Below are 17,353 nucleotides of genomic sequence, written 5' to 3' on the forward strand. Positions count from 1 at the left end.
ATGCTTACTCCGCTGCCTCTGCGCTCATGCGCTCGCCATGCTCTTGTTCACCGGTTTCACCATGCTCATCACTGATGCCCTTGCGGAAGCTGTTGAGAATGTTGTTGTAAAGATTCGGTGAAACCTTCGAGAAGTATTGAACCGGCACGTCTTCGCTCGGCTTGGCCAGTTCCTGGTAACCGTCGTCAAAGGACAGGGTCTTGGACGACTCGTCCTTGACTTTCTGTACCCATGCCTTGAAGTCTTCCTCGGACAGGGAATGCGTCGGGAACGTCATCCCGGCGAAACCGGCGCCACTGTAGTTGGAAGACTTGCCCTGCCATTCCCCTGTTTCGTTGGCAATCAGGTGCAACTGACTGTCCATACCGGCCATGGCATAGATCTGCGTACCCAGTTCCGGCACCCAGAAGGAGTTCATGACCGAACCGGAGCTGATGTGGAAACGGATCGGCGTGTTGGTCGGAATCGCCAGCTCGTTAACGGTGGCAATCTTTTGTTCCGGATAGATGAACAGCCACTTCCAGTCGAGAGAGACCGCCTGGATTTCCATCGTCTCCTTGCCGTCTTCGGAGGCGATTGGCTTCATCGGGTTGAGGCTGTGAGAGGTGATCCAGGTGAGAATCGCGAGGACGACGATGATCACGCAGGGAACCAGCCAAACCACCACTTCGATCGCAGTGGAATGCGCCCAGTTCGGCTTGTAGGTCGCCTCTTTGTTGCTTTCGCGATAGCGGTAAGCGAAGAGCAGCGTCATCACGATTACGGGGATAACGACAATCAGCATCAAAGCGAAAGCCGTGATGATCAGGACCTTCTGTTCCTCACCGACCTGCCCCTTTGGATCCATCAGCGCCGAGCTACAACCCGACAACAGCAATGGCAAAGCGGCTAGTAGTACAGCGCCCAAGACGCGTAAATAGCTCTTCTCTCTCATTTTTCAACCTCATTAGAGCAAGGGCAGGCCAGGGCCTGGCGGGCAAGCTCATATGTAGCTATCAATGGATTACGGAAGTTTCAGGAATCTATAGCGGACAGTGCGGCCAGTCAGGCCCGACTGCGTGCAGGTGAAGCCTGACTCCATGCAGAAATCGGCGCCAATAGTGGAGTAGCTCACAGTCGGATTCCACCAGCAACTTGACCTACATCATGCAGAGACAATTGACGGCAGCGATTCTCCCAGTTAGTCAAGGGAATCAGCAACATCGCCTGACGCGACACATCCGCTGAAATCGCCGAATAGTCAGACAGACTGTCCGTCATATGACGGATTATCCTTAACGGATTGTCATGTCCGCCTTATGTCTCCAACCAGAACCGCTGCATTGACGCCGACATCAACATTGCGACACTGATCACTCCCTCAGCGGGGCGAGATTCTATCACACCGTTCATGTGGCTCCACGCCCCACCCAACCCTTGACCCTTTAGTGGCTCCAGGGTTTTAGGGTGAGGGCTACTGCGGGTGATAACGCGCTGGATGCCGTCAACACGGGCCGTAACGGGCCTCAGACTATATGAGAGCGCGGCACAGCCCCGGACGGATCACGCGCCATTGGGACGCGACATCCCCGCGACACTTTGTCGCGCCCGAATGGTCTGCAACACTGGGAAGCCTTATCGGATAGCCACTTCCAGTCGCTAAGGAGGTTGTTTTGAGCGGATTCGAGATGATTGCCTGGTTCTTCATTGTCCTGGGACTACTGACAGCCGCCGCCATTGCGCTTGATGTCAGACGCCATCCCCAGCATATGGCCATCATGAACATCACCTGGCCCGTGACCGGCCTCTACTTTCCGGTCGTTGGCTGGTGGCTCTACAAACGGATCGGCCTGAAAGGCCATGGCGACAAGCCATTGTGGCAGGGCGTTTTCGTGTCCACCACCCATTGCGGGGGCGGCTGCACCCTGGGGGATACGGTCGCGGCACCGCTGATGACCTTGTTGGGCGCAACCCTCTTTGGCTCGGCGCTGCTCGGACACTTTGCCGGCGAGTTCGTGGGCGCCTATCTGTTCGGCATCCTGTTCCAGTTTCTGCCCATCATGAGCATGGGCCACGGCAACTGGCGTAGCGCGCTGAAGGATGCGATTAAAGCCGACACCTTGTCGCTGATTGCTTTCGAGATCGGCATGTTCGGCTGGATGGCCATCGCTGCGGTCCTGTGGCTGGGCATGGAGCCCCGCCCCGACACCCCGCAGTTCTGGTTCATGATGCAGATCGGCATGGTACTCGGCTTCGCCACCGCCTACCCGGCCAACTGGTGGTTGGTCCAGCGGGGCGTGAAGCACGCCATGTAGCCCCGCCCCTTCAGGAGCGCCTGTCGTCGGACTCTTTTTCCTCGTCCGGCGACAGGTAATACTCGCTTTCCTCAAAGGGCTTGGCTTCGGGATTCTCAACGTCATTCTTGCGCCGGCCGCGGTAGAGCCAGATACCGACCACGATCGCCACAATAAGCACGATAATCCATTTCATCCGCCAAGCCTCCGCAAACCGTTGCTCATACCTCTGTTTAACGCCAGATTGTCAGCGCCGTCAACCACCAACAGACTGTGCGTACACTTAATGGCAAGCAGAAAATCTATCGGATGGCCTAAGCCATTTTCTCCAGCATCGCCGCCATCATCTCGTGAATCTTGTTTACTGCCTTCAGCGGTCGGACCATCACCTTGAAGTCCACGATTCGCCCCTCGCCGTCGCAGCGGATCATGTCGACGCCGTTGATCTGGATGCCTTCCAGTTCGGTGGTGAATTCCAGAACGGCGTTGTTGCCGTCAAGCACTTCGCGGGTGTAGTGGAAATGCTCGTTGTTGAGCGTGTGAAGGGCGGCAGTGAGGTAGAGCTTGGTGATCGCCTTGCCTTCCTGGGGCGTGTGCACCACCGGCGAGTGAAACTTCACCTCATCCACCAGAAGATCGTCCAGTGCCTGTGGGTTGCGGGCTTCGACCAGGTCGTGCCAACGTTTGATGGTTGTTGTGATCATGTCTGTGGTTTCCGTATCCGATGCCGTTGCCCTGTCCTGTGCAACCGGCCTATTAAAGTCAGGCCCGTTTCGGCCAACCCGATAAAGATACGAGTACAAACCGAAAGTTACAAAGCTCATCTTGTAGCCCGGCCTGTGTTTTTCCAATACTGACGCCACGATCCGGATCCATCGGGACCGCTCCGACAGCGGTCCCCGGCAGCTTCAAAGGAATCACACAGTGGCCACTCCCATCGACAAGTACCTCAATGTACTGGCAAAACACGACGGCTCCGATCTTTACCTGAGCACGGGCGCGCCGCCCAGCGCCAAATTCCAGGGCACGCTCAAGCCGCTGTCGCAGCAGACGCTGACGGCCGGGCAGGTCGAGGCCATCGCCATGGAGTTGATGGACGCCGAGCAGAAGCAGATCTTCGCCAACGAGCTGGAGATGAACCTGGCGGTATCAATCGCCGGTGTAGGCCGCTTCCGGGTGAACATCTTCAAGCAGCGCAATGAAGTCGCCATCGTCGCACGGAACATCAACACCGAGATCCCCAAATTCGAGGATCTTGGCCTGCCGCCGGTCCTCAAGAAGCTGGTGATGGAGAAGCGTGGGCTGATCCTGTTCGTCGGCGGCACCGGCTCGGGCAAGTCCACCTCGCTGGCGTCGCTGATTGACCTGCGCAATTCCTCCGTGGGCGGCCACATCATCACCATCGAGGATCCGGTGGAATATGTGCACAAGCACAAGAAATCCATCGTCAACCAGCGTGAAGTCGGGGTCGACACGCGCAGTTTCCGCAATGCCCTGAAGAACACCCTGCGTCAGGCGCCGGATGTGATCCTGATCGGCGAGATCCGCGACCGCGAAACCATGGAGCACGCCCTGGAATTCGCCGAAACCGGCCACCTGGCCATCTCGACCCTGCACGCCAACAACGCCAACCAGGCGCTGGAGCGGATCATCAACCTGTTCCCGGACGAGAAGCGCCCGGCATTGCTGATGTCCCTGGCGCAGAATATCCGCGGCTTCGTCTCCCAGCGTCTGATCCCGACCGTCGACGGCAAGCGCTGCGCGGCGGTGGAAGTCCTGCTGGGCACCAAGACGATCCAGGAACTGATCCTCAAGAACCGCCTGACCGAGATCAAGGAAATCATGGAGAAATCCGAGAACCTCGGCATGCAGACCTTCGATGCGGCACTGTTCAAGCTGCACCAGAGCGGGCGAATCAGCCTGGACGACGCCATCGCCAACGCCGATTCCCCCAATAACCTGCGGCTCAGAATCAAGCTGGAGAGTGGCGAAGCTGCGGCATCAACGGGCAAAGCCCCCGCCGCACCGGCAGCCACGGAAAAGCCCGCCAGCACCTCCAGCTTCATGGATCTGACGCTGGAAGACATCGATGACGACGAAGACGATCCGGACGCCAGCAATCCCGGCACCCTGCATCCCTGAGTCTTTCCAATCGGCGGGCCCGCCGGCCCGCCGTCGCCTCACCGTCATATCTGTCCGCTCATCATCGACCTATGGGTAGCTCCACGTAGTTGACAGTATCAACCAGCCGGCATTATGGTTGATAGTATCAACAATAAGGAGAGACCCATGTCACTCACCTCACTCGGTGAGCCGCTGCACCGACTGACCCACGCCTATCGCTCCTTCATGCGGTCGGCCGTCGTCGATGCCGGTATCGGCCTGCCGATCACTCACTTGCGTGTGCTCAAGGCGATCTGGAAGCAGGAGCGGTGTACCGCCCAGTTCATCGCCCAGCGCATGCGCCGGGACAAGGCCCAGATCACCCGGGTCCTTAATGAACTGCTGGGTGAGGGTCTGATCGTCAAAGTGGAGAATCCCGAGGACCGTCGCAGCCAGTTGCTGCGACTGACGCCCGACGGCGAATCCATGATCGACCGGATGCAGGCGGTGGAAACGATCGCCATGGACCGAATGACGCGTCATCTCAAACCGGACGACGTCGACACCTTCATCACCCTGGCAAACGTCATGGCCGACAACCTGCAGAACGCAGGAGGCGAGGCCGGGGCGACCACTACTGGAGAACCGAATCATGCCAAGACCGGCACCCCGTGAACTGGACGTTATCCGCTCCCGATATGTGACGCCACATATGCTGCGCGTCACCCTGGGCGGCGACAATCTGGCCGGCTTTCCCGAAGAGCAGGACAGTGCTTACATCAAACTCCTGTTTCCCCAACCCGGCGACGGGCAACCGCTTATGCGCACCTACACCATCCGCGAACAGCGGCCCCGGGAACTGGACGTGGATTTCATGATTCACGACACCGATGGGCCGGCCTCCGTATGGGCCCAACAAGCCCAACCCGGCGACCGCATTCTGGTCGGCGGCCCCGGCGCCCGCAAACTGATCAACCCGGAGGCCGACTGGTTCCTGCTGGCCGGCGACATGACCGCCCTGCCGGCGATCAGCGTCAACCTGGAGACGATGCCTGCAGATGCCCGCGGCTATGCCGTGATCGAAGTGCTCGACGAGGCCGACATCCAGCCACTGACGCACCCGGAAAACGTGGAACTGCACTGGGTGATCAATCCGGAGCCGGATCCGCGGGGCAAGGTGATTGTCGATCGCATCCGGCAGCTGGACTGGCTGGACGGTGAACCGTCGGTGTGGGCCGCCTGTGAATTCAGCGGCATGCGCAACCTGCGCCGCTATTTCAAGCAGGAGAAAGACGTGGGTCGCCGCAACCTGTATGTGTCCAGCTACTGGAAAATCGGCATCAGCGAGGACCAGCACAAAGTGGCCAAGCGCCAGGACGCCGAGACCGAAGACGCCTGACGGTCAGGCGTCCTGCTTGAGGTGGGGCGCCAGAATCGCGTGCAATTCGGGCCGATTCTGCGCGATCTCCGCCTCGGAAAGACCTTCCAGCGAATGGGGGTATTTCAGCCAGGCATCGGTTTCGTGGATGAAATAATGCGGCGCCCAGCCCACCTCGTTACGATCAGGCTTGTAGTAGGGCACGGCAACGCGGATGTCGTGCGGCGTGTTCAGGCGCGCCCGTTGGCGCAGCTCGCCGATGATCGCTTCGACGGAACGGCCGGTATCGAAGACGTCGTCGACGATCAGCAGGGAATCTTCGTGGGTGACGTGTTTGACCAGATAGTTGAGGCCATGCACCCGAACCGTCTTACTCTGCTGATCAATGCCGTGGTAGGACGAGGTGCGGATGGCGATGTGGTCCGTCTCGACACCGTGGTAATCCAGAAACTCCTGCACCGCGATACCAATCGGCGCACCACCGCGCCAGACGGCAATCATGAAGGTAGGACGGAAACCGGAGTTGAGAACCTGAGCCCCCAGCCGGAAGGCATCCTCCAGAAGGCTCTGCGCACAGATGTACTGTTTGTCTGCCATGGCACCACAACTGCTTGGATGATGGCGCCATAATCCCATTAAACCGCCGTTCGCGGCAAACCGTCAGTCGACAAGGACGCTGCTCCGACCGGGGGCTGGTGTCCGTTGGTGCCGACGATTAACCTATACGTCCCGGATGCGATACCATCCGGTCCTGATCCAATCCGCCATCATCGAGCCACCATGACCCAAACCACTCCGAAGCCCGCCCGTTCCCGTCGTTTCCTGCAGGAAGCCGACCTGATCGAAGACGCCTTCCGGTTGGGGGTCCAGGTGTTTGAAAGCGGATTCCGGCCCAACTTCATCGTCGGTCTGTGGCGGGGCGGCAGCGCCATCGGCATCTACGTACAGGAATGCCTGCAAACCCTGGGTGTGGCCACGGACCACATTGCCCTGCGCACCTCCTATCGCGGTATGCATGATTACGACGCCATGGTGGCCTCACCGCAGGAAAACATCCGCGTGCACGGTACCCACTATTTGCTGGACAACCTGAACCACGACGACCGCCTGCTGATCGTCGACGACGTGTTCAGCACCGGCTACAGCATCGCCGCCGTGCTGGAGCGACTCAACAGCCAGCTCAAACGCAACATGCCGCAGGACACCCGGATCGCCACGCTCTACCAGCGCCCGGGCGCGAACCGGACCGGGCTCAAGCCGGACTTCTGCCAGCACACCTCGGAAGACTGGCTGGTGTTTCCCTACGAAATGAACGGCCTGAGCCGTGACGAGATCGACGCCCAGAAGCCCTTCCTGGGCGCCATCCTGGACAGTGTGAAGACTGGCGAGTAGCGATCCGGTTCAACACCAGACACAGCAGAGCGGAATCACACACCACCCGCCTCTTGCCATATAGTCCATATGTAAACTATATTTGATTCACATGTGAACTGGATGGCCCGCCATGGATCAGCGACTCTTCTACCTGCTCAACAGCGCCCGCCAGCGCGTCTACAACTATGCCGACCAGCAAACCGAGAACGGCCTTGAGATTTCGGTCACCCAACTCGGTGCCCTGCTGCTGATTGCCGGTAATGAAGGCTGCCTGCTGAAAGACGTGGCCAGCGGCCTGCACCTGAACAACTCCGCGCTGACCGGGCTGGCCAACCGGATGATCCAGCGGGAACTGATCGAACGCCGTCCCTGCGAAACGGACGGCCGGGCCGGACGGCTCTACCTGACCGACCGCGGCCGCCAGAAGATCGAAGCCGCCAAACCGCTGGTCCGACAATTCAACGACACCATGAGCGCCGGCTTCACCGCCGAGGAGATGCAGGTGGTCTACCGCTTCCTGAATCACCTGGTCGACGACTTCTGAGGCGTGGGAGAGATCAATGACTATGCATGCACCCATCGAGACGGAACGACAGGATCTGGCACTGACCACTCCGGCCGGCTACGGCATACAACTACGCCTGTTTGAGTGCCCGGAGCCCCGCGCCGTGGTGATTATTGCCGGCGCCATGGGCGTGGGTCAGCACTGCTACGAGAAGTTCGCCCGCTTCCTGCAGGCCGAGGGCTTCAGTGCAATCACCTTTGACTACGCCGGCACCGGAGCCTCCCTGGAGGGCGCCATGCGGGATTGCCCGGTACGCGTCACCGACTGGGGCGAGCAGGACTGCCGAAGCGTGATCGACTTTGCCCGCAACCGCTATTCCGGTCGGCCCTGCCTCTGGATCGGCCACAGCGTGGGCGGGCAATTGCTGGGCATGACACCTAACGTGAACGATCTGGATCAGGCCATTACGGTTGCCTGCGGCAGCGGCTACTGGTGGGAAAACTCACCGCCCACCAAACGCATCGCCTGGCTGCTCTGGTACCTGATCGCCCCGGTGAGCGTGGCGATCGTGGGCTATTTCCCCGGCAACCGCCTGAAGATGGTGGGCGACCTGCCGCCCAACGTGATCCGCCAGTGGCGCCGCTGGTGCCTGGACCGGGAGTACGCCGTCGGCGCCGAAGGGCCGGCCATGCGCGAACGTTTTGGACAGGTGACGATTCCAATGACTGCGATAGCCTTCACCGACGATGAAATGATGTCCCGGCGCAATACCGAATCGCTCCACGGCTTTTACCGTAACGCGGACGTCACGATCCGGCGGATCGAGCCGGACGATATCGGCGAACGTCAGATCGGACATCTCGGCTGGTTCCGCGAGCGCTATCGAGAGTCCCTCTGGCAGGGCGTACTGCTGCCTCTGCTCACGAAAGGTCCGGCGGCAGTGCCCGAATAAAAACCAACCTGTGCTACTGTTTCCGCGACACAATGACGCAGGACTACCGTGAAAACAGCAGCAACGACGCGCCTGAAAGCGGGTAGAATGGCCGCCATGGAGTGGCTTACACAATCCCAGACCGGTTTTCGCCAGGCATCCCGCTACCTGTTGACCATGCGTGTGGCCATCGTCGCCATGCAGCTGGTCACGCTGGCGGTCACCCAGGCGGTGGCCCCCAGTTTCTACAGTACCGAGGCGCTGCTGCTGTGCCTCGTTTACGGCGTGTTCACCACCCTGATCTGGCTCTGGTTCCGGCAGCGTCCACCGCGTCACGCGCTCACGGTCACCGCCACCCTCGTTTTCGACCTGGTCCTGATCGGCACCTGGCTGCTGAAGACCGGCGGCTACACCAACCCATTAACCCCTGCGCTACTGCTGCCCATCGCCTTCGGCATCCTGCTGGTCCCGTTGCGCCACAGCATCGTACTGACAGGACTGACGATTACCGCCTATGCGGTGGAAATTCTCTGGCGCTCGCCGGTGCTGCCCAACGAAACCAACTCACACCTGCCGGACCTTTACCTGCTCGGCATGTGGGTGGCTTTCTCGTTGACCGCCGGCATCCTCATGCTGGTGGTCGGTTCGCTGGCCCGGCAGATCCGCGAACAGCAGGCTCAGCTGTCGGAAACCCGGGAGAGCCGCCTGCGGGACGAACAGATCATCGCTCTGGGTCTTTCCTCGGCCACGGTCGCTCATCGGCTGGGCACACCGCTGAACACCATGACGTTGCTGGTGGATGAGATGCGAGCCGAAGCCCCGCAGTTGGGGGATGACCTGAACATGCTGGAGGAACAGCTGCAGCTGTGTTCGGGCCACCTCAAGCAGCTGTCCACCGCCGCGATGCAGGTGCGGACAGCGCAGCTGGAAACCCTTACGGTGCAAGACTGGCTGGCGCGCCTGAGAGAGTCTGCCACACTGCTCTGGCCGGCCAGCCGCATTGGCTGGGAACAGCCGTATCCCGAGGCGCGGGTCGCTGTGGACGCCACGCTGGATCAGGCCGTGCTCAACTTGGTTGCCAACGCCCTGACCGCCAGCCCGGAATGGGTCTCCATTGGCGCCCAGGTGACCGGGCCGGATGGGGTCGAGATTGTCGTTCGCGATCATGGCAAAGGGTTGGACATTAGCGAGCAGGGCAGTCCGGGCGATCACGTCGTCAAGTCGGAGCGCGGCCTTGGCGTGGGCCTGTTCCTGTCCAATGCCACAATCCAGCGCCTGGGCGGGGCCCTCAAAGCCTTTACCACCGACGAGGGCACGACGATGATCATCGAACTGCCGCAAGCCGGGAAAGTCATAAGAGGAGAGTGAGATGAGCAAACCGCGTGACTGGCTTCTTGTCGACGACGATGTCGCTTTCCTGCAGGTCTTGCAACGCTCGCTGACCCGGCAGGGCATCCGCACCACCACCGCCAACACTGGCGAGCAGGCGCTGGACGCCCTGGCGGAGACCGAATTCGAGCGCTGCGTGCTGGATCTGAACCTCGCCGGCGAGAGCGGCCTGCAGTTACTGCCCGAACTGCTCGTACGGCAGCCGGATCTGGAAGTGCTGGTGCTCACCGGCTACGGCAGTATCGCCACCGCCGTGGAAGCCATGCGGCGCGGCGCCATCAACTACCTTTGCAAGCCCATCACGGCCAGTCAGCTGATGGGCGGCTTTGAACCCGTGGCGGATGAGCCCAACCTGCGCATGGCGCCGCCATCGGTGGAAGAAATGGAGTGGGAACACATCCAACGGGTCCTGAACGAACACGACGGCAACGTCTCCGCCACCGCCCGCGCGCTCAACATGCACCGGCGGACCCTGCAGCGGAAACTGCAGAAGCATTCGCGCTGGCGGGACTGAACCTCACAGCGTGAACTAGACGTTTTCGCCGCCACCATTGATGAACGAGAACAGCTCCACGTCCGAACGCCGCTGCCAGCCCAGACGATGCCAGAAGGCTTCTCCCAGCGCGTTGGTCCGCAGGATCATGACGTGTGACTTGATAATCCCCGCCTGCTGCAACGCCTCAAGGCAATTGGCCACCAAACGGGAGGCAATGCCCTGGCGGCGATGGTCTTCCGCAACCGCCAGATGCTGGATATACCCCCGCTTGCCATCATGGCCCGCCATAATCGTGCCGACGATGCGTCCGTCATCCAACGCCACCCAGCTCAATCCGGGATTACGCTCCAGATAGCGGGCGATGCCTTCCCGCGAGTCGGCATCGCGAAGCCGAACGCCGGCGGTGTCCTGCCAGAGCTGAATCGCGGCATTGTAGTCTTCTATCGCCATGGGGCGGTATTGCATCGAATATTCTCCAAATCATCCTTTCCCGTATCGATTCCGGAGCGATCCGAGCCATGGCAGATACGTTGGCAAAATCTCAATGATAAATCGAAACCAGGTTACCAAGCCGGCAACTAGCAGTATCAGAAATAAAGTGGCATCGGCCAGATTATTAGCAGTAACCGATGGCGGATCGGATGCCGAAATGCGCAATAGCGAGAACATCGAATGCGGCGTACTACAAACAGCCGCGACGTAACCTGGGTCACCGTGGTAGGTATAGATGGGCAGATAACATGCAGTGCCACGGCCTGGATCCGGCACCACCGAACCTGGAGAGGCCCACTGTGCCATCAGACCGATAACCAGCAACACGATGTAGAACATCAAGACGAGCCGAAACCACTGCTTGATTTTTTTCAAGGCGAATCCCTCGCTCTGTTATCGAGTCGGCCACCCGACTATTCTGTGAGTTCCGTTGGCAGATCGAGCTCCTGATCGACACCGCCAAACAGCGAACGCGATGAGGCGCCGCAGGATTCCCAGCAAGTCCACACAGAGGATTAACCCGGCTGCCTTTACGGTTACTGGCTGGCGTTGAGGTATTTACTGGCTCGGAACCCCTGAAACAGGGTGAATAGGCTCACCCCAAGCAAGAGTATCGACGGTGTCGGCGCCGAGGCGGTTATCAGCCCATAAAAGCCCATCAACCCGAACACAATGCCGCCGATCACGTACGCTCCAGGCGAATACCCGAAATCATAGTCCAACGGGTATTTCGCCAGTTGGGCGCCAAGCTCAATGGGACGTGCCAGTTCTTCGGCTTTGCCGCGCGCGAACCGATTCACTTTGTGCCGGGAGAATGACCAGTAGACAATTTCTTCGCTGGGCAAAGCCAGTACCCGGAAAGCATTGCATCCGGCGGCATTCACCTTGGTAATCCGCAGCCCTGTGACGCCATCGAGGCTTTCAAGCACCGTCGTTCCATCGACAAATCTTTTCCGTTTCATCCACAACCTGTCTTCGTCTATTTCCATTGGGATTGCAGTTTACCGATTACTGCCCCCGGACCGTACCAGCACCCAAAAGGCCAGGGCAGCCATGGCCAGCTCCAGCATCAGGTAAGTGACCATGGTCTGACTGGCCACGCCGTCGATGACCAGCCCGACGCTTCGCCCGCCGGCCATGCACAGCATCAGGATGACCACACCCAAAACGCCAAGGCGCAGCGTTTCCGTTTTCAGGGTCAGGATTAACAGCACGATTCCGATACCCAAGGACATGCCACCATAAGTCGCGCGCATGTCGGTCAGGCCAGTCGCCGAGGCAGGGATTTCACCGGTAACCATCCTGGATAGCGTTTCAGGCAATGCGATGAAGGCGATGCCATAAACAGCAAATATGGCGGCATTCAGTCGAACGAACGCAGCTTCAAGACTCATCGGATGTCACCTGACCAATCAATACGGCCTCCTCACTGATGCATGACATGGTTAACACCTTTTCCATGCCCACAGTGGCCTCCTCGTATTTCTTTATTTCGAAGCCCAGCTTCCTGTAAAACGTCGTAGCCGGGCTGGAATGAAAGGTTCGCAGCCGGAGCTTGAACAGATTTCTATCCCGTGACATTTGCTCGACTTGCCGCATGACCCAGGATCCAATGCCTTTTCCCTGATGGGCCGCCACGATTTGAAGATCTCTGATGTACGTACACGTATCGTCCATCACCAGCGACACGTAGCCGGCTCGTGAACCCTCAGACTCTAAAATCAGAGGGATGGCCTGCGCCCAGTTTTCGCGAAATCGATCCGGATCCCAGTTCATTCCATACTCCCGGAAATAGGGATCCATATTGTGGATAACCAGACTTTCGGCAAAGGGGATATCCATCTCAGTTGCTGAAACAAGCTTCACGGCGTTTCCTTGCTGGGCGATTTGTACCGAACGAATGCCGCCTTATTCCTCACAAAACCGCTTCAACTGCTGCAACACGTGCGCCCAGGCGAAGTTGTTGAAGCCCAGGAACTCGCTGCGCTCGTCGTAGTCGGTCTGGAAAAAATTCAGCGTACACAGGCGGGTGGAGTCGAAACCGGGATAGGCGCGCAGCACCCGGGTGGCGGGGGTTTCGGCTTCGGTGATTTCAAAGATGAAGTGCGTGCCCGTCCAGGCGGACGCCGGGCTGCTCGGCGGGTGGCGGCTTATGCACTCCCATTCCACCCATTGATCCCGCACATCCACGACCACACGCATCTGGACCACGCCGTGCTCGGGCCCGGGATCGTGCTCCAGTATCACCCCGTTTGGCGTATGCTGCACCGTCTGCCGATCCCACCATTCGCCGATCAGTTCCGGGTCGGTGAGGGCTTTGTAAATAATCCGCGGCGGCGCTTCTATAGCGAGCTGGTGATGAACCTTCATGACCTCCCATTCCTCCTGGATGGCCTGATCACCGGTTCTGCCCAGGCTTTTCGACTGCTCACCGAAAAGCCGTTTATCGCCAGCTCGCGTGTGTCACTGAATCCAGAAACCGGCAATGTCATCGTCCCGCAGCGCCATCTTGATCAGGTTGTCGTCTTTCTTCTCACTGTAGACAATCTTCCACAGGTATACCTTCAAACCGGCCTGATTCAGCGCGCCCAGATAGGTCGTCTCGTAACCCGCCTGCAACGGACCGCCCAGGGCCTGTGCGACCGAATGGAACTGTTCTTTCTCCAGGGTCTGGCGGAAGTGCGCGTCGGCATGCTCGACGAAACCGGCGTAATCGTCGGCCGCGATGGCTTTTAACTGACCGTCAAGCAAGGCCTCTGTGGCGGCACTGGGCCGGCCGTCAGCAAGCGCACCGAACGAGACGAGAGCGAGGGCCATAACGGCAATGCGAAATGAACGAATCATGGTCTGGAATCTCCTTTTCCGTTAGTCAATACCGGGACGACGGCCCCGGTTCTCCGATCACCTTAAACCAGACGGGGCACTAAATCCCCAACTGCAGCCCGATCTCGATCACCCGTCCCGCCGGAATCCGGTACAGCGAGGTCTCATGCAAGGTGTTGCGGACCATGAAGGCAAACATCCGGTCCCGCCAGGCCATCATACCGTCCTTCTTGCGGTCGGCGATGACCGAGGTGCGCCCCACGAAATAGGTGGTTTCGTTCAGGTCGATCGGCAGATTACGGTGCTCGATGCAGTAGGCCAGGTCCGACGGAATGTTGAAGCCCTGCATGAACCCGTAATTCAGGATGACCTCATAAAGTCCCTGGCCGCAATCCTTGATCTCCCAGCGCTCGTCGTTGGACACCCGCGGATCCCGCGTTACGTTCACATGCACGATCACGATCTTCTCATGCAGCAGTTTATTGAGGTTCAACAGTTGCATCATCGATCGCGGCACTTCCTCGGCCCGCGCCGTAAAGAACACCCCGGTGCCGGGCACACGGTGGGGCGGATCGTGTTCCAGCCGGCCCAGCAGTGTCTCGACGGAAACCGTGTTCGCCTCGTAGGATTGCACCAGCAATTCGCTGCCGCGCCGCCAGGTGACGATCACGGTGAAAATCGCCGCCCCCATCGCCACCGGGAACCAGCCGCCGCGGGGAATGGTTTCCGCATTGGCGGTCAGGAACGCCACGTCCACGCTCAGGAACACCAGCAGGAAGAAGCCTGCCTTGGCCAGGCTCCAGCCGCCGCGCTCCCGGGCCACATTGAAGGCGAGAATGGTCGTCACCAGCATGGTGGCGTTGACGCTGACGCCGTAGGCGGCAGCCAACCCTTCGGAAGACTGGAAGGTCACCACCAGCGCCAGGGCGGCCACCATCAGCAGCCAGTTGATGCCCGGCATGTAGATCTGGCCGTGGGAGTGTTCGGAAGTCTGGTGCACCTGCAACCGCGGCACGAAACCCAGTTGCACAGCCTGCCGGGTCAGGGAGAAGGCGCCGGTGATCACCGCCTGGGAGGCGATGATGGTCGCCGCCGTCGATAGCCCCACCAGCGGGAACAGCGCCCAGTCCGGCGCCAGATGAAAGAAGGGCTGCAGCGTGCCTTCCGGCTTGTCCAACAGCAACGCGCCCTGGCCGAAGTAGTTCAGCAGCAGGGCTGGTAGCACAAAGCCAAACCAGACCAGCCGGATCGGGGTCGGTCCGAAATGGCCCAGGTCCGCGTAGAGCGCTTCGCCGCCGGTCACCACCAGGAAAACACCGATCAGCACCAGGAAACCGGGCAGCCGGTTTTCGATCATGAACTGGACCGCGTACCAGGGCACCACGGCCTTCAGGACTTCCGGGTGCGCCACGATGCTGTTGATACCCAACACCGCCAGCGTCAGGAACCAGGCCACCATGATTGGCCCGAACAGCGTGCCCACCTTGGCGGTACCGTGCTTTTGCACCGCAAACAGGATCACGAGGATGGTGACCGTGATCGGCAGCACGTAGCTCTCCAGCGACGGCGCCGCCACCTCCAACCCTTCCACGGCACTGAGTACGGAGATCGCCGGTGTCAGCATGGTGCCGCCATACAGCAGCCCGGCCCCGAACAGGCCCAGCAACACCAACGTGCGGCGGGAACGGCTCTCCTGATTACGATCCGGCCGCAACAGGGCGAGCAGTGCGAAAATCCCGCCCTCGCCATGGTTGTTGGCGCGCAGGATAAACACCATGTATTTCAGGGAGATCACAATGATCAGCGCCCAGAAAATCAGCGACAGGATGCCGAGGATATTGGCCTCGGTGATGGGGACCGGGCTCACCCCGCGAAAACATTCACGCAGCGCATAGATCGGGCTGGTGCCGATATCGCCATAGACGATCCCCAGCACCGCCAGCCCGACCGCCGCGCGGCCGGGCTTCGCAGCCTCTCCGGATTCAGCCATGCTCAGTCCTTGTGATACGAGAAGGTCGCCGGGGCTGATGCCCCCGGAATGCTTCTATAGCGTAGCAGTCGCCAGCACAGGTGATCGATCCGCAACATGACCGAGTGAACCGGCCCCACCGAAAGATCCGGTTCTCATCTTTTCCAGCGACTGAGGCTATACTGTTCAGCGGCCGGAATCAGACCGCTGGCCGCCGGGGGACGCGGGTTGTCCCGCAGGACGACGCAGACGTAACGAGGATGTCCCCTATGATGACGTTGACCCTGAGGGCCAAGGTGCTGGCTGCGCTGTTGCTGAGCAGCCTGGGCGCCGTGCTGGTGGTGGCCCTGGTCACACCCTGGCTGATGGAACACCGATTCCTGGGCCAGGCCCGCAACACCCACTTCGACCACTTCACCCACCTGATCGAGCGCTACCAGCAGATGCCCGGGGCGTTGCCCTGGGGCAGTCGCGATGCCGCGCTGGATCTATACCACCGTATTATCGAAGTGGACAAGGCCAGGCACTCACAACGCCAGGCACAGGGCCCGGCCGGTCGAAGGCCGCCGCCAGGTTTTCCGCCCCCGCCCGGTTTCGGGCTACCCGGCCGGCAGCAGGGCGATCCCTTTGCCTCACAGGACATGCGATTCGTGCTGGCCGACACTGAAGGCTACGTCTTCCATCCGTTCTTCGACTACCAGGCCGGCCAGAAGCTGACCTGGCTGGAGCGCCTGCGGGCCGATGAGTTGACGCTCAACGGCCAACCGGTGGGCTACGCGTTGGCCGCCGGCACGGCACCGGAAACCGGCCTCGACGACAGCTACCGCACGCTGCTTTACCAGAGCCTCGCCGTCGCCGGCGGTGTCGCGCTGGTGCTCTCGTTCCTGGTGGCGTTTTTCCTGACCCGGCCGATGCTGCGCCAGTTGCGTCACCTGAGCAACGCCGTCCACGGGATGGAACCGGGTACCCGGAGCGAGCCGATCACCGTCTCAGGCCGGGATGAAATCGCCACACTGGCCCACGCCTTCAACCGGATGAGCGACGATCTCACCGACCAGTACCAGGCCCTGCAGTCCTCCAACGCCACCATCGCCCGGCAGGCCCAGACCCTGGAAAAGCTGAGCTACACCGATGAGCTGACCGGCCTGTACAACCGCCGCTACTTCAACGAACAGTTCGACCATTGGTTCGGCGAGTGCCGGCGCGAGGGGCGCCAGCTGGCCCTGATCATCATCGACGTCGACCACTTCAAACGCATCAACGACAACTTCTCCCACCAGACCGGCGACGCCGTGCTGCAACAGATCGCCCGCCTGCTGCGCGAGTGCGTGCGCAGCCACGACATCCTGGCCCGCTTCGGTGGGGAAGAGCTGATCCTGCTGATGCCGGACACGTCTTTGGAGAAGGCGGAAGAGATCGCCGAACGCATGCGCCGACACATCGAAGAGCACAGCTGGCACCAGATCGCCGTCGGCCTGCAGGTCACCGCCAGCTTTGGCCTGACCAGCCTGCAGACCACGCAGCACGACATGCTGCGGATCGCCGACGAACAGCTCTACCGGGCCAAGGACGGTGGCCGTAACAGCGTTTGCGTGGCCTGACGGCCGATTCGGCCCGGAA

Annotated in this window: 22 protein-coding genes; 10 read left to right on the forward strand and 12 right to left on the reverse strand. The window is 60.3% G+C overall.

The genetic code is table 11. The features are described from left to right. Window positions 1–4: 4 nt before the first annotated feature. On the reverse strand, window positions 5–934 hold the full coding sequence (cyoA, locus tag EB809_RS04965; protein ID WP_123633702.1) for a ubiquinol oxidase subunit II: 930 nt from the start codon (window positions 932–934) through the stop codon (window positions 5–7). 718 nt (window positions 935–1,652) lie between these two features. Between cyoA and EB809_RS04970 the strand changes: the two genes are divergently transcribed. Beyond that, window positions 1,653–2,294, forward strand: coding sequence for a DUF4396 domain-containing protein (locus EB809_RS04970; protein WP_223807818.1), 642 nt, complete (start codon window positions 1,653–1,655; stop codon window positions 2,292–2,294). 10 nt (window positions 2,295–2,304) lie between these two features. On the opposite strand, the gene EB809_RS20915 is transcribed toward EB809_RS04970, so the two are convergent. Further along, complete coding sequence (locus EB809_RS20915) at window positions 2,305–2,469, reverse strand: hypothetical protein (protein WP_190294823.1); 165 nt, start codon at window positions 2,467–2,469, stop codon at window positions 2,305–2,307. 118 nt (window positions 2,470–2,587) lie between these two features. After that, the gene (locus EB809_RS04975) at window positions 2,588–2,977 is read right to left on the reverse strand and encodes a nuclear transport factor 2 family protein (protein WP_123633703.1); all 390 of its coding nucleotides are present in this window, start codon (window positions 2,975–2,977) and stop codon (window positions 2,588–2,590) included. A 220-nt stretch (window positions 2,978–3,197) separates the two neighbouring features. On the opposite strand from EB809_RS04975, the gene EB809_RS04980 reads away from it, so the two are divergent. The 3 genes from EB809_RS04980 to EB809_RS04990 all read left to right on the forward strand — a co-directional run bounded on the left by EB809_RS04980 (window position 3,198) and on the right by EB809_RS04990 (window position 5,775). Continuing rightward, window positions 3,198–4,415 (forward strand): PilT/PilU family type 4a pilus ATPase, encoded by a 1,218-nt coding sequence (locus tag EB809_RS04980; protein ID WP_123633704.1) that lies wholly within the window; start codon window positions 3,198–3,200, stop codon window positions 4,413–4,415. A 147-nt stretch (window positions 4,416–4,562) separates the two neighbouring features. Continuing rightward, window positions 4,563–5,051 (forward strand): MarR family winged helix-turn-helix transcriptional regulator, encoded by a 489-nt coding sequence (locus EB809_RS04985; RefSeq protein ID WP_123633705.1) that lies wholly within the window; start codon window positions 4,563–4,565, stop codon window positions 5,049–5,051. Further along, entirely contained in the window at window positions 5,029–5,775 is a 747-nt protein-coding gene (locus EB809_RS04990) for a siderophore-interacting protein (RefSeq protein ID WP_123633706.1), read from the forward strand. The genes EB809_RS04985 and EB809_RS04990 overlap by 23 nt, the downstream gene beginning before the upstream one ends. Before the next feature lie 3 nt (window positions 5,776–5,778). Here the strand turns inward: EB809_RS04990 and EB809_RS04995 are convergent, their stop codons facing one another. Continuing rightward, a complete protein-coding gene (locus EB809_RS04995) occupies window positions 5,779–6,351 on the reverse strand; it encodes a phosphoribosyltransferase (protein WP_123633707.1) in 573 nt (190 codons plus the stop codon). Between the two features lie 183 nt (window positions 6,352–6,534). Between EB809_RS04995 and EB809_RS05000 the strand changes: the two genes are divergently transcribed. From EB809_RS05000 to EB809_RS05020, 5 genes are all read left to right on the forward strand, one after another. Beyond that, complete coding sequence (locus EB809_RS05000; RefSeq protein ID WP_123633708.1) at window positions 6,535–7,146, forward strand: phosphoribosyltransferase; 612 nt, start codon at window positions 6,535–6,537, stop codon at window positions 7,144–7,146. Window positions 7,147–7,258: 112 nt separating this feature from the next. Continuing rightward, a complete protein-coding gene (locus EB809_RS05005) occupies window positions 7,259–7,672 on the forward strand; it encodes a MarR family winged helix-turn-helix transcriptional regulator (protein ID WP_123633709.1) in 414 nt (137 codons plus the stop codon). Between the two features lie 16 nt (window positions 7,673–7,688). Next, window positions 7,689–8,585 carry an alpha/beta fold hydrolase gene (locus EB809_RS05010; protein ID WP_123633710.1) on the forward strand — a complete coding sequence of 299 codons (897 nt, stop codon included), beginning with the start codon at window positions 7,689–7,691 and terminating at the stop codon, window positions 8,583–8,585. Window positions 8,586–8,633: 48 nt separating this feature from the next. Continuing rightward, window positions 8,634–9,932 (forward strand): HAMP domain-containing sensor histidine kinase, encoded by a 1,299-nt coding sequence (locus tag EB809_RS05015; RefSeq protein ID WP_317848699.1) that lies wholly within the window; start codon window positions 8,634–8,636, stop codon window positions 9,930–9,932. A 1-nt stretch (window position 9,933) separates the two neighbouring features. After that, window positions 9,934–10,467, forward strand: a complete 534-nt coding sequence (locus tag EB809_RS05020; protein WP_123633711.1) for a response regulator transcription factor — start codon at window positions 9,934–9,936, stop codon at window positions 10,465–10,467. Between the two features lie 15 nt (window positions 10,468–10,482). Here EB809_RS05020 and EB809_RS05025 read toward each other — a convergent pair whose 3' ends face one another. The 8 genes from EB809_RS05025 to EB809_RS05060 form a co-directional block, all read right to left on the reverse strand. Next, window positions 10,483–10,914: a GNAT family N-acetyltransferase gene (locus tag EB809_RS05025; RefSeq protein ID WP_123633712.1), complete on the reverse strand. Its 432-nt coding sequence runs from the start codon at window positions 10,912–10,914 to the stop codon at window positions 10,483–10,485. A 15-nt stretch (window positions 10,915–10,929) separates the two neighbouring features. Then, window positions 10,930–11,316, reverse strand: a complete 387-nt coding sequence (locus tag EB809_RS05030; RefSeq protein WP_123633713.1) for a hypothetical protein — start codon at window positions 11,314–11,316, stop codon at window positions 10,930–10,932. 161 nt (window positions 11,317–11,477) lie between these two features. After that, complete coding sequence (locus EB809_RS05035) at window positions 11,478–11,903, reverse strand: hypothetical protein (RefSeq protein ID WP_148079174.1); 426 nt, start codon at window positions 11,901–11,903, stop codon at window positions 11,478–11,480. A gap of 39 nt (window positions 11,904–11,942) precedes the next feature. Next, window positions 11,943–12,335, reverse strand: a complete 393-nt coding sequence (locus EB809_RS05040; protein WP_123633715.1) for a DUF4345 domain-containing protein — start codon at window positions 12,333–12,335, stop codon at window positions 11,943–11,945. Continuing rightward, on the reverse strand, window positions 12,325–12,807 hold the full coding sequence (locus EB809_RS05045) for a GNAT family N-acetyltransferase (protein ID WP_123633716.1): 483 nt from the start codon (window positions 12,805–12,807) through the stop codon (window positions 12,325–12,327). Before EB809_RS05045 ends, EB809_RS05040 begins: the two co-directional genes overlap by 11 nt. A gap of 42 nt (window positions 12,808–12,849) precedes the next feature. Continuing rightward, window positions 12,850–13,311 (reverse strand): hypothetical protein, encoded by a 462-nt coding sequence (locus EB809_RS05050; protein ID WP_123633717.1) that lies wholly within the window; start codon window positions 13,309–13,311, stop codon window positions 12,850–12,852. Between the two features lie 93 nt (window positions 13,312–13,404). Next, window positions 13,405–13,785, reverse strand: a complete 381-nt coding sequence (locus EB809_RS05055; RefSeq protein ID WP_123633718.1) for a hypothetical protein — start codon at window positions 13,783–13,785, stop codon at window positions 13,405–13,407. Window positions 13,786–13,864: 79 nt separating this feature from the next. Next, entirely contained in the window at window positions 13,865–15,754 is a 1,890-nt protein-coding gene (locus EB809_RS05060) for a potassium transporter Kup (protein WP_123633719.1), read from the reverse strand. Window positions 15,755–16,002: 248 nt separating this feature from the next. Between EB809_RS05060 and EB809_RS05065 the strand changes: the two genes are divergently transcribed. Continuing rightward, window positions 16,003–17,334 carry a GGDEF domain-containing protein gene (locus tag EB809_RS05065; protein WP_190294824.1) on the forward strand — a complete coding sequence of 444 codons (1,332 nt, stop codon included), beginning with the start codon at window positions 16,003–16,005 and terminating at the stop codon, window positions 17,332–17,334. Window positions 17,335–17,353: the final 19 nt, after the last annotated feature.

Source organism: Marinobacter sp. R17 (genome assembly GCF_003789045.1).
Classification (GTDB): domain Bacteria; phylum Pseudomonadota; class Gammaproteobacteria; order Pseudomonadales; family Oleiphilaceae; genus Marinobacter_A; species Marinobacter_A mangrovi.

Excerpts from the sequence above, each read along its gene's own strand:
- cyoA (WP_123633702.1), bottom strand. The coding sequence starts at position 934 with ATGAGAGAGAAGAGCTATTTACGCGTCTTGGGCGCTGTACTACTAGCC.
- EB809_RS20915 (WP_190294823.1), bottom strand. The coding sequence starts at position 2,469 with ATGAAATGGATTATCGTGCTTATTGTGGCGATCGTGGTCGGTATCTGG.
- EB809_RS04975 (WP_123633703.1), bottom strand. The coding sequence starts at position 2,977 with ATGATCACAACAACCATCAAACGTTGGCACGACCTGGTCGAAGCCCGC.
- EB809_RS04985 (WP_123633705.1), top strand. The coding sequence starts at position 4,563 with ATGTCACTCACCTCACTCGGTGAGCCGCTGCACCGACTGACCCACGCC.
- EB809_RS04990 (WP_123633706.1), top strand. The coding sequence starts at position 5,029 with ATGCCAAGACCGGCACCCCGTGAACTGGACGTTATCCGCTCCCGATAT.
- EB809_RS04995 (WP_123633707.1), bottom strand. The coding sequence starts at position 6,351 with ATGGCAGACAAACAGTACATCTGTGCGCAGAGCCTTCTGGAGGATGCC.
- EB809_RS05000 (WP_123633708.1), top strand. The coding sequence starts at position 6,535 with ATGACCCAAACCACTCCGAAGCCCGCCCGTTCCCGTCGTTTCCTGCAG.
- EB809_RS05005 (WP_123633709.1), top strand. The coding sequence starts at position 7,259 with ATGGATCAGCGACTCTTCTACCTGCTCAACAGCGCCCGCCAGCGCGTC.
- EB809_RS05010 (WP_123633710.1), top strand. The coding sequence starts at position 7,689 with ATGACTATGCATGCACCCATCGAGACGGAACGACAGGATCTGGCACTG.
- EB809_RS05020 (WP_123633711.1), top strand. The coding sequence starts at position 9,934 with ATGAGCAAACCGCGTGACTGGCTTCTTGTCGACGACGATGTCGCTTTC.
- EB809_RS05025 (WP_123633712.1), bottom strand. The coding sequence starts at position 10,914 with ATGCAATACCGCCCCATGGCGATAGAAGACTACAATGCCGCGATTCAG.
- EB809_RS05035 (WP_148079174.1), bottom strand. The coding sequence starts at position 11,903 with ATGAAACGGAAAAGATTTGTCGATGGAACGACGGTGCTTGAAAGCCTC.
- EB809_RS05040 (WP_123633715.1), bottom strand. The coding sequence starts at position 12,335 with ATGAGTCTTGAAGCTGCGTTCGTTCGACTGAATGCCGCCATATTTGCT.
- EB809_RS05050 (WP_123633717.1), bottom strand. The coding sequence starts at position 13,311 with ATGAAGGTTCATCACCAGCTCGCTATAGAAGCGCCGCCGCGGATTATT.
- EB809_RS05055 (WP_123633718.1), bottom strand. The coding sequence starts at position 13,785 with ATGATTCGTTCATTTCGCATTGCCGTTATGGCCCTCGCTCTCGTCTCG.
- EB809_RS05060 (WP_123633719.1), bottom strand. The coding sequence starts at position 15,754 with ATGGCTGAATCCGGAGAGGCTGCGAAGCCCGGCCGCGCGGCGGTCGGG.
- EB809_RS05065 (WP_190294824.1), top strand. The coding sequence starts at position 16,003 with ATGATGACGTTGACCCTGAGGGCCAAGGTGCTGGCTGCGCTGTTGCTG.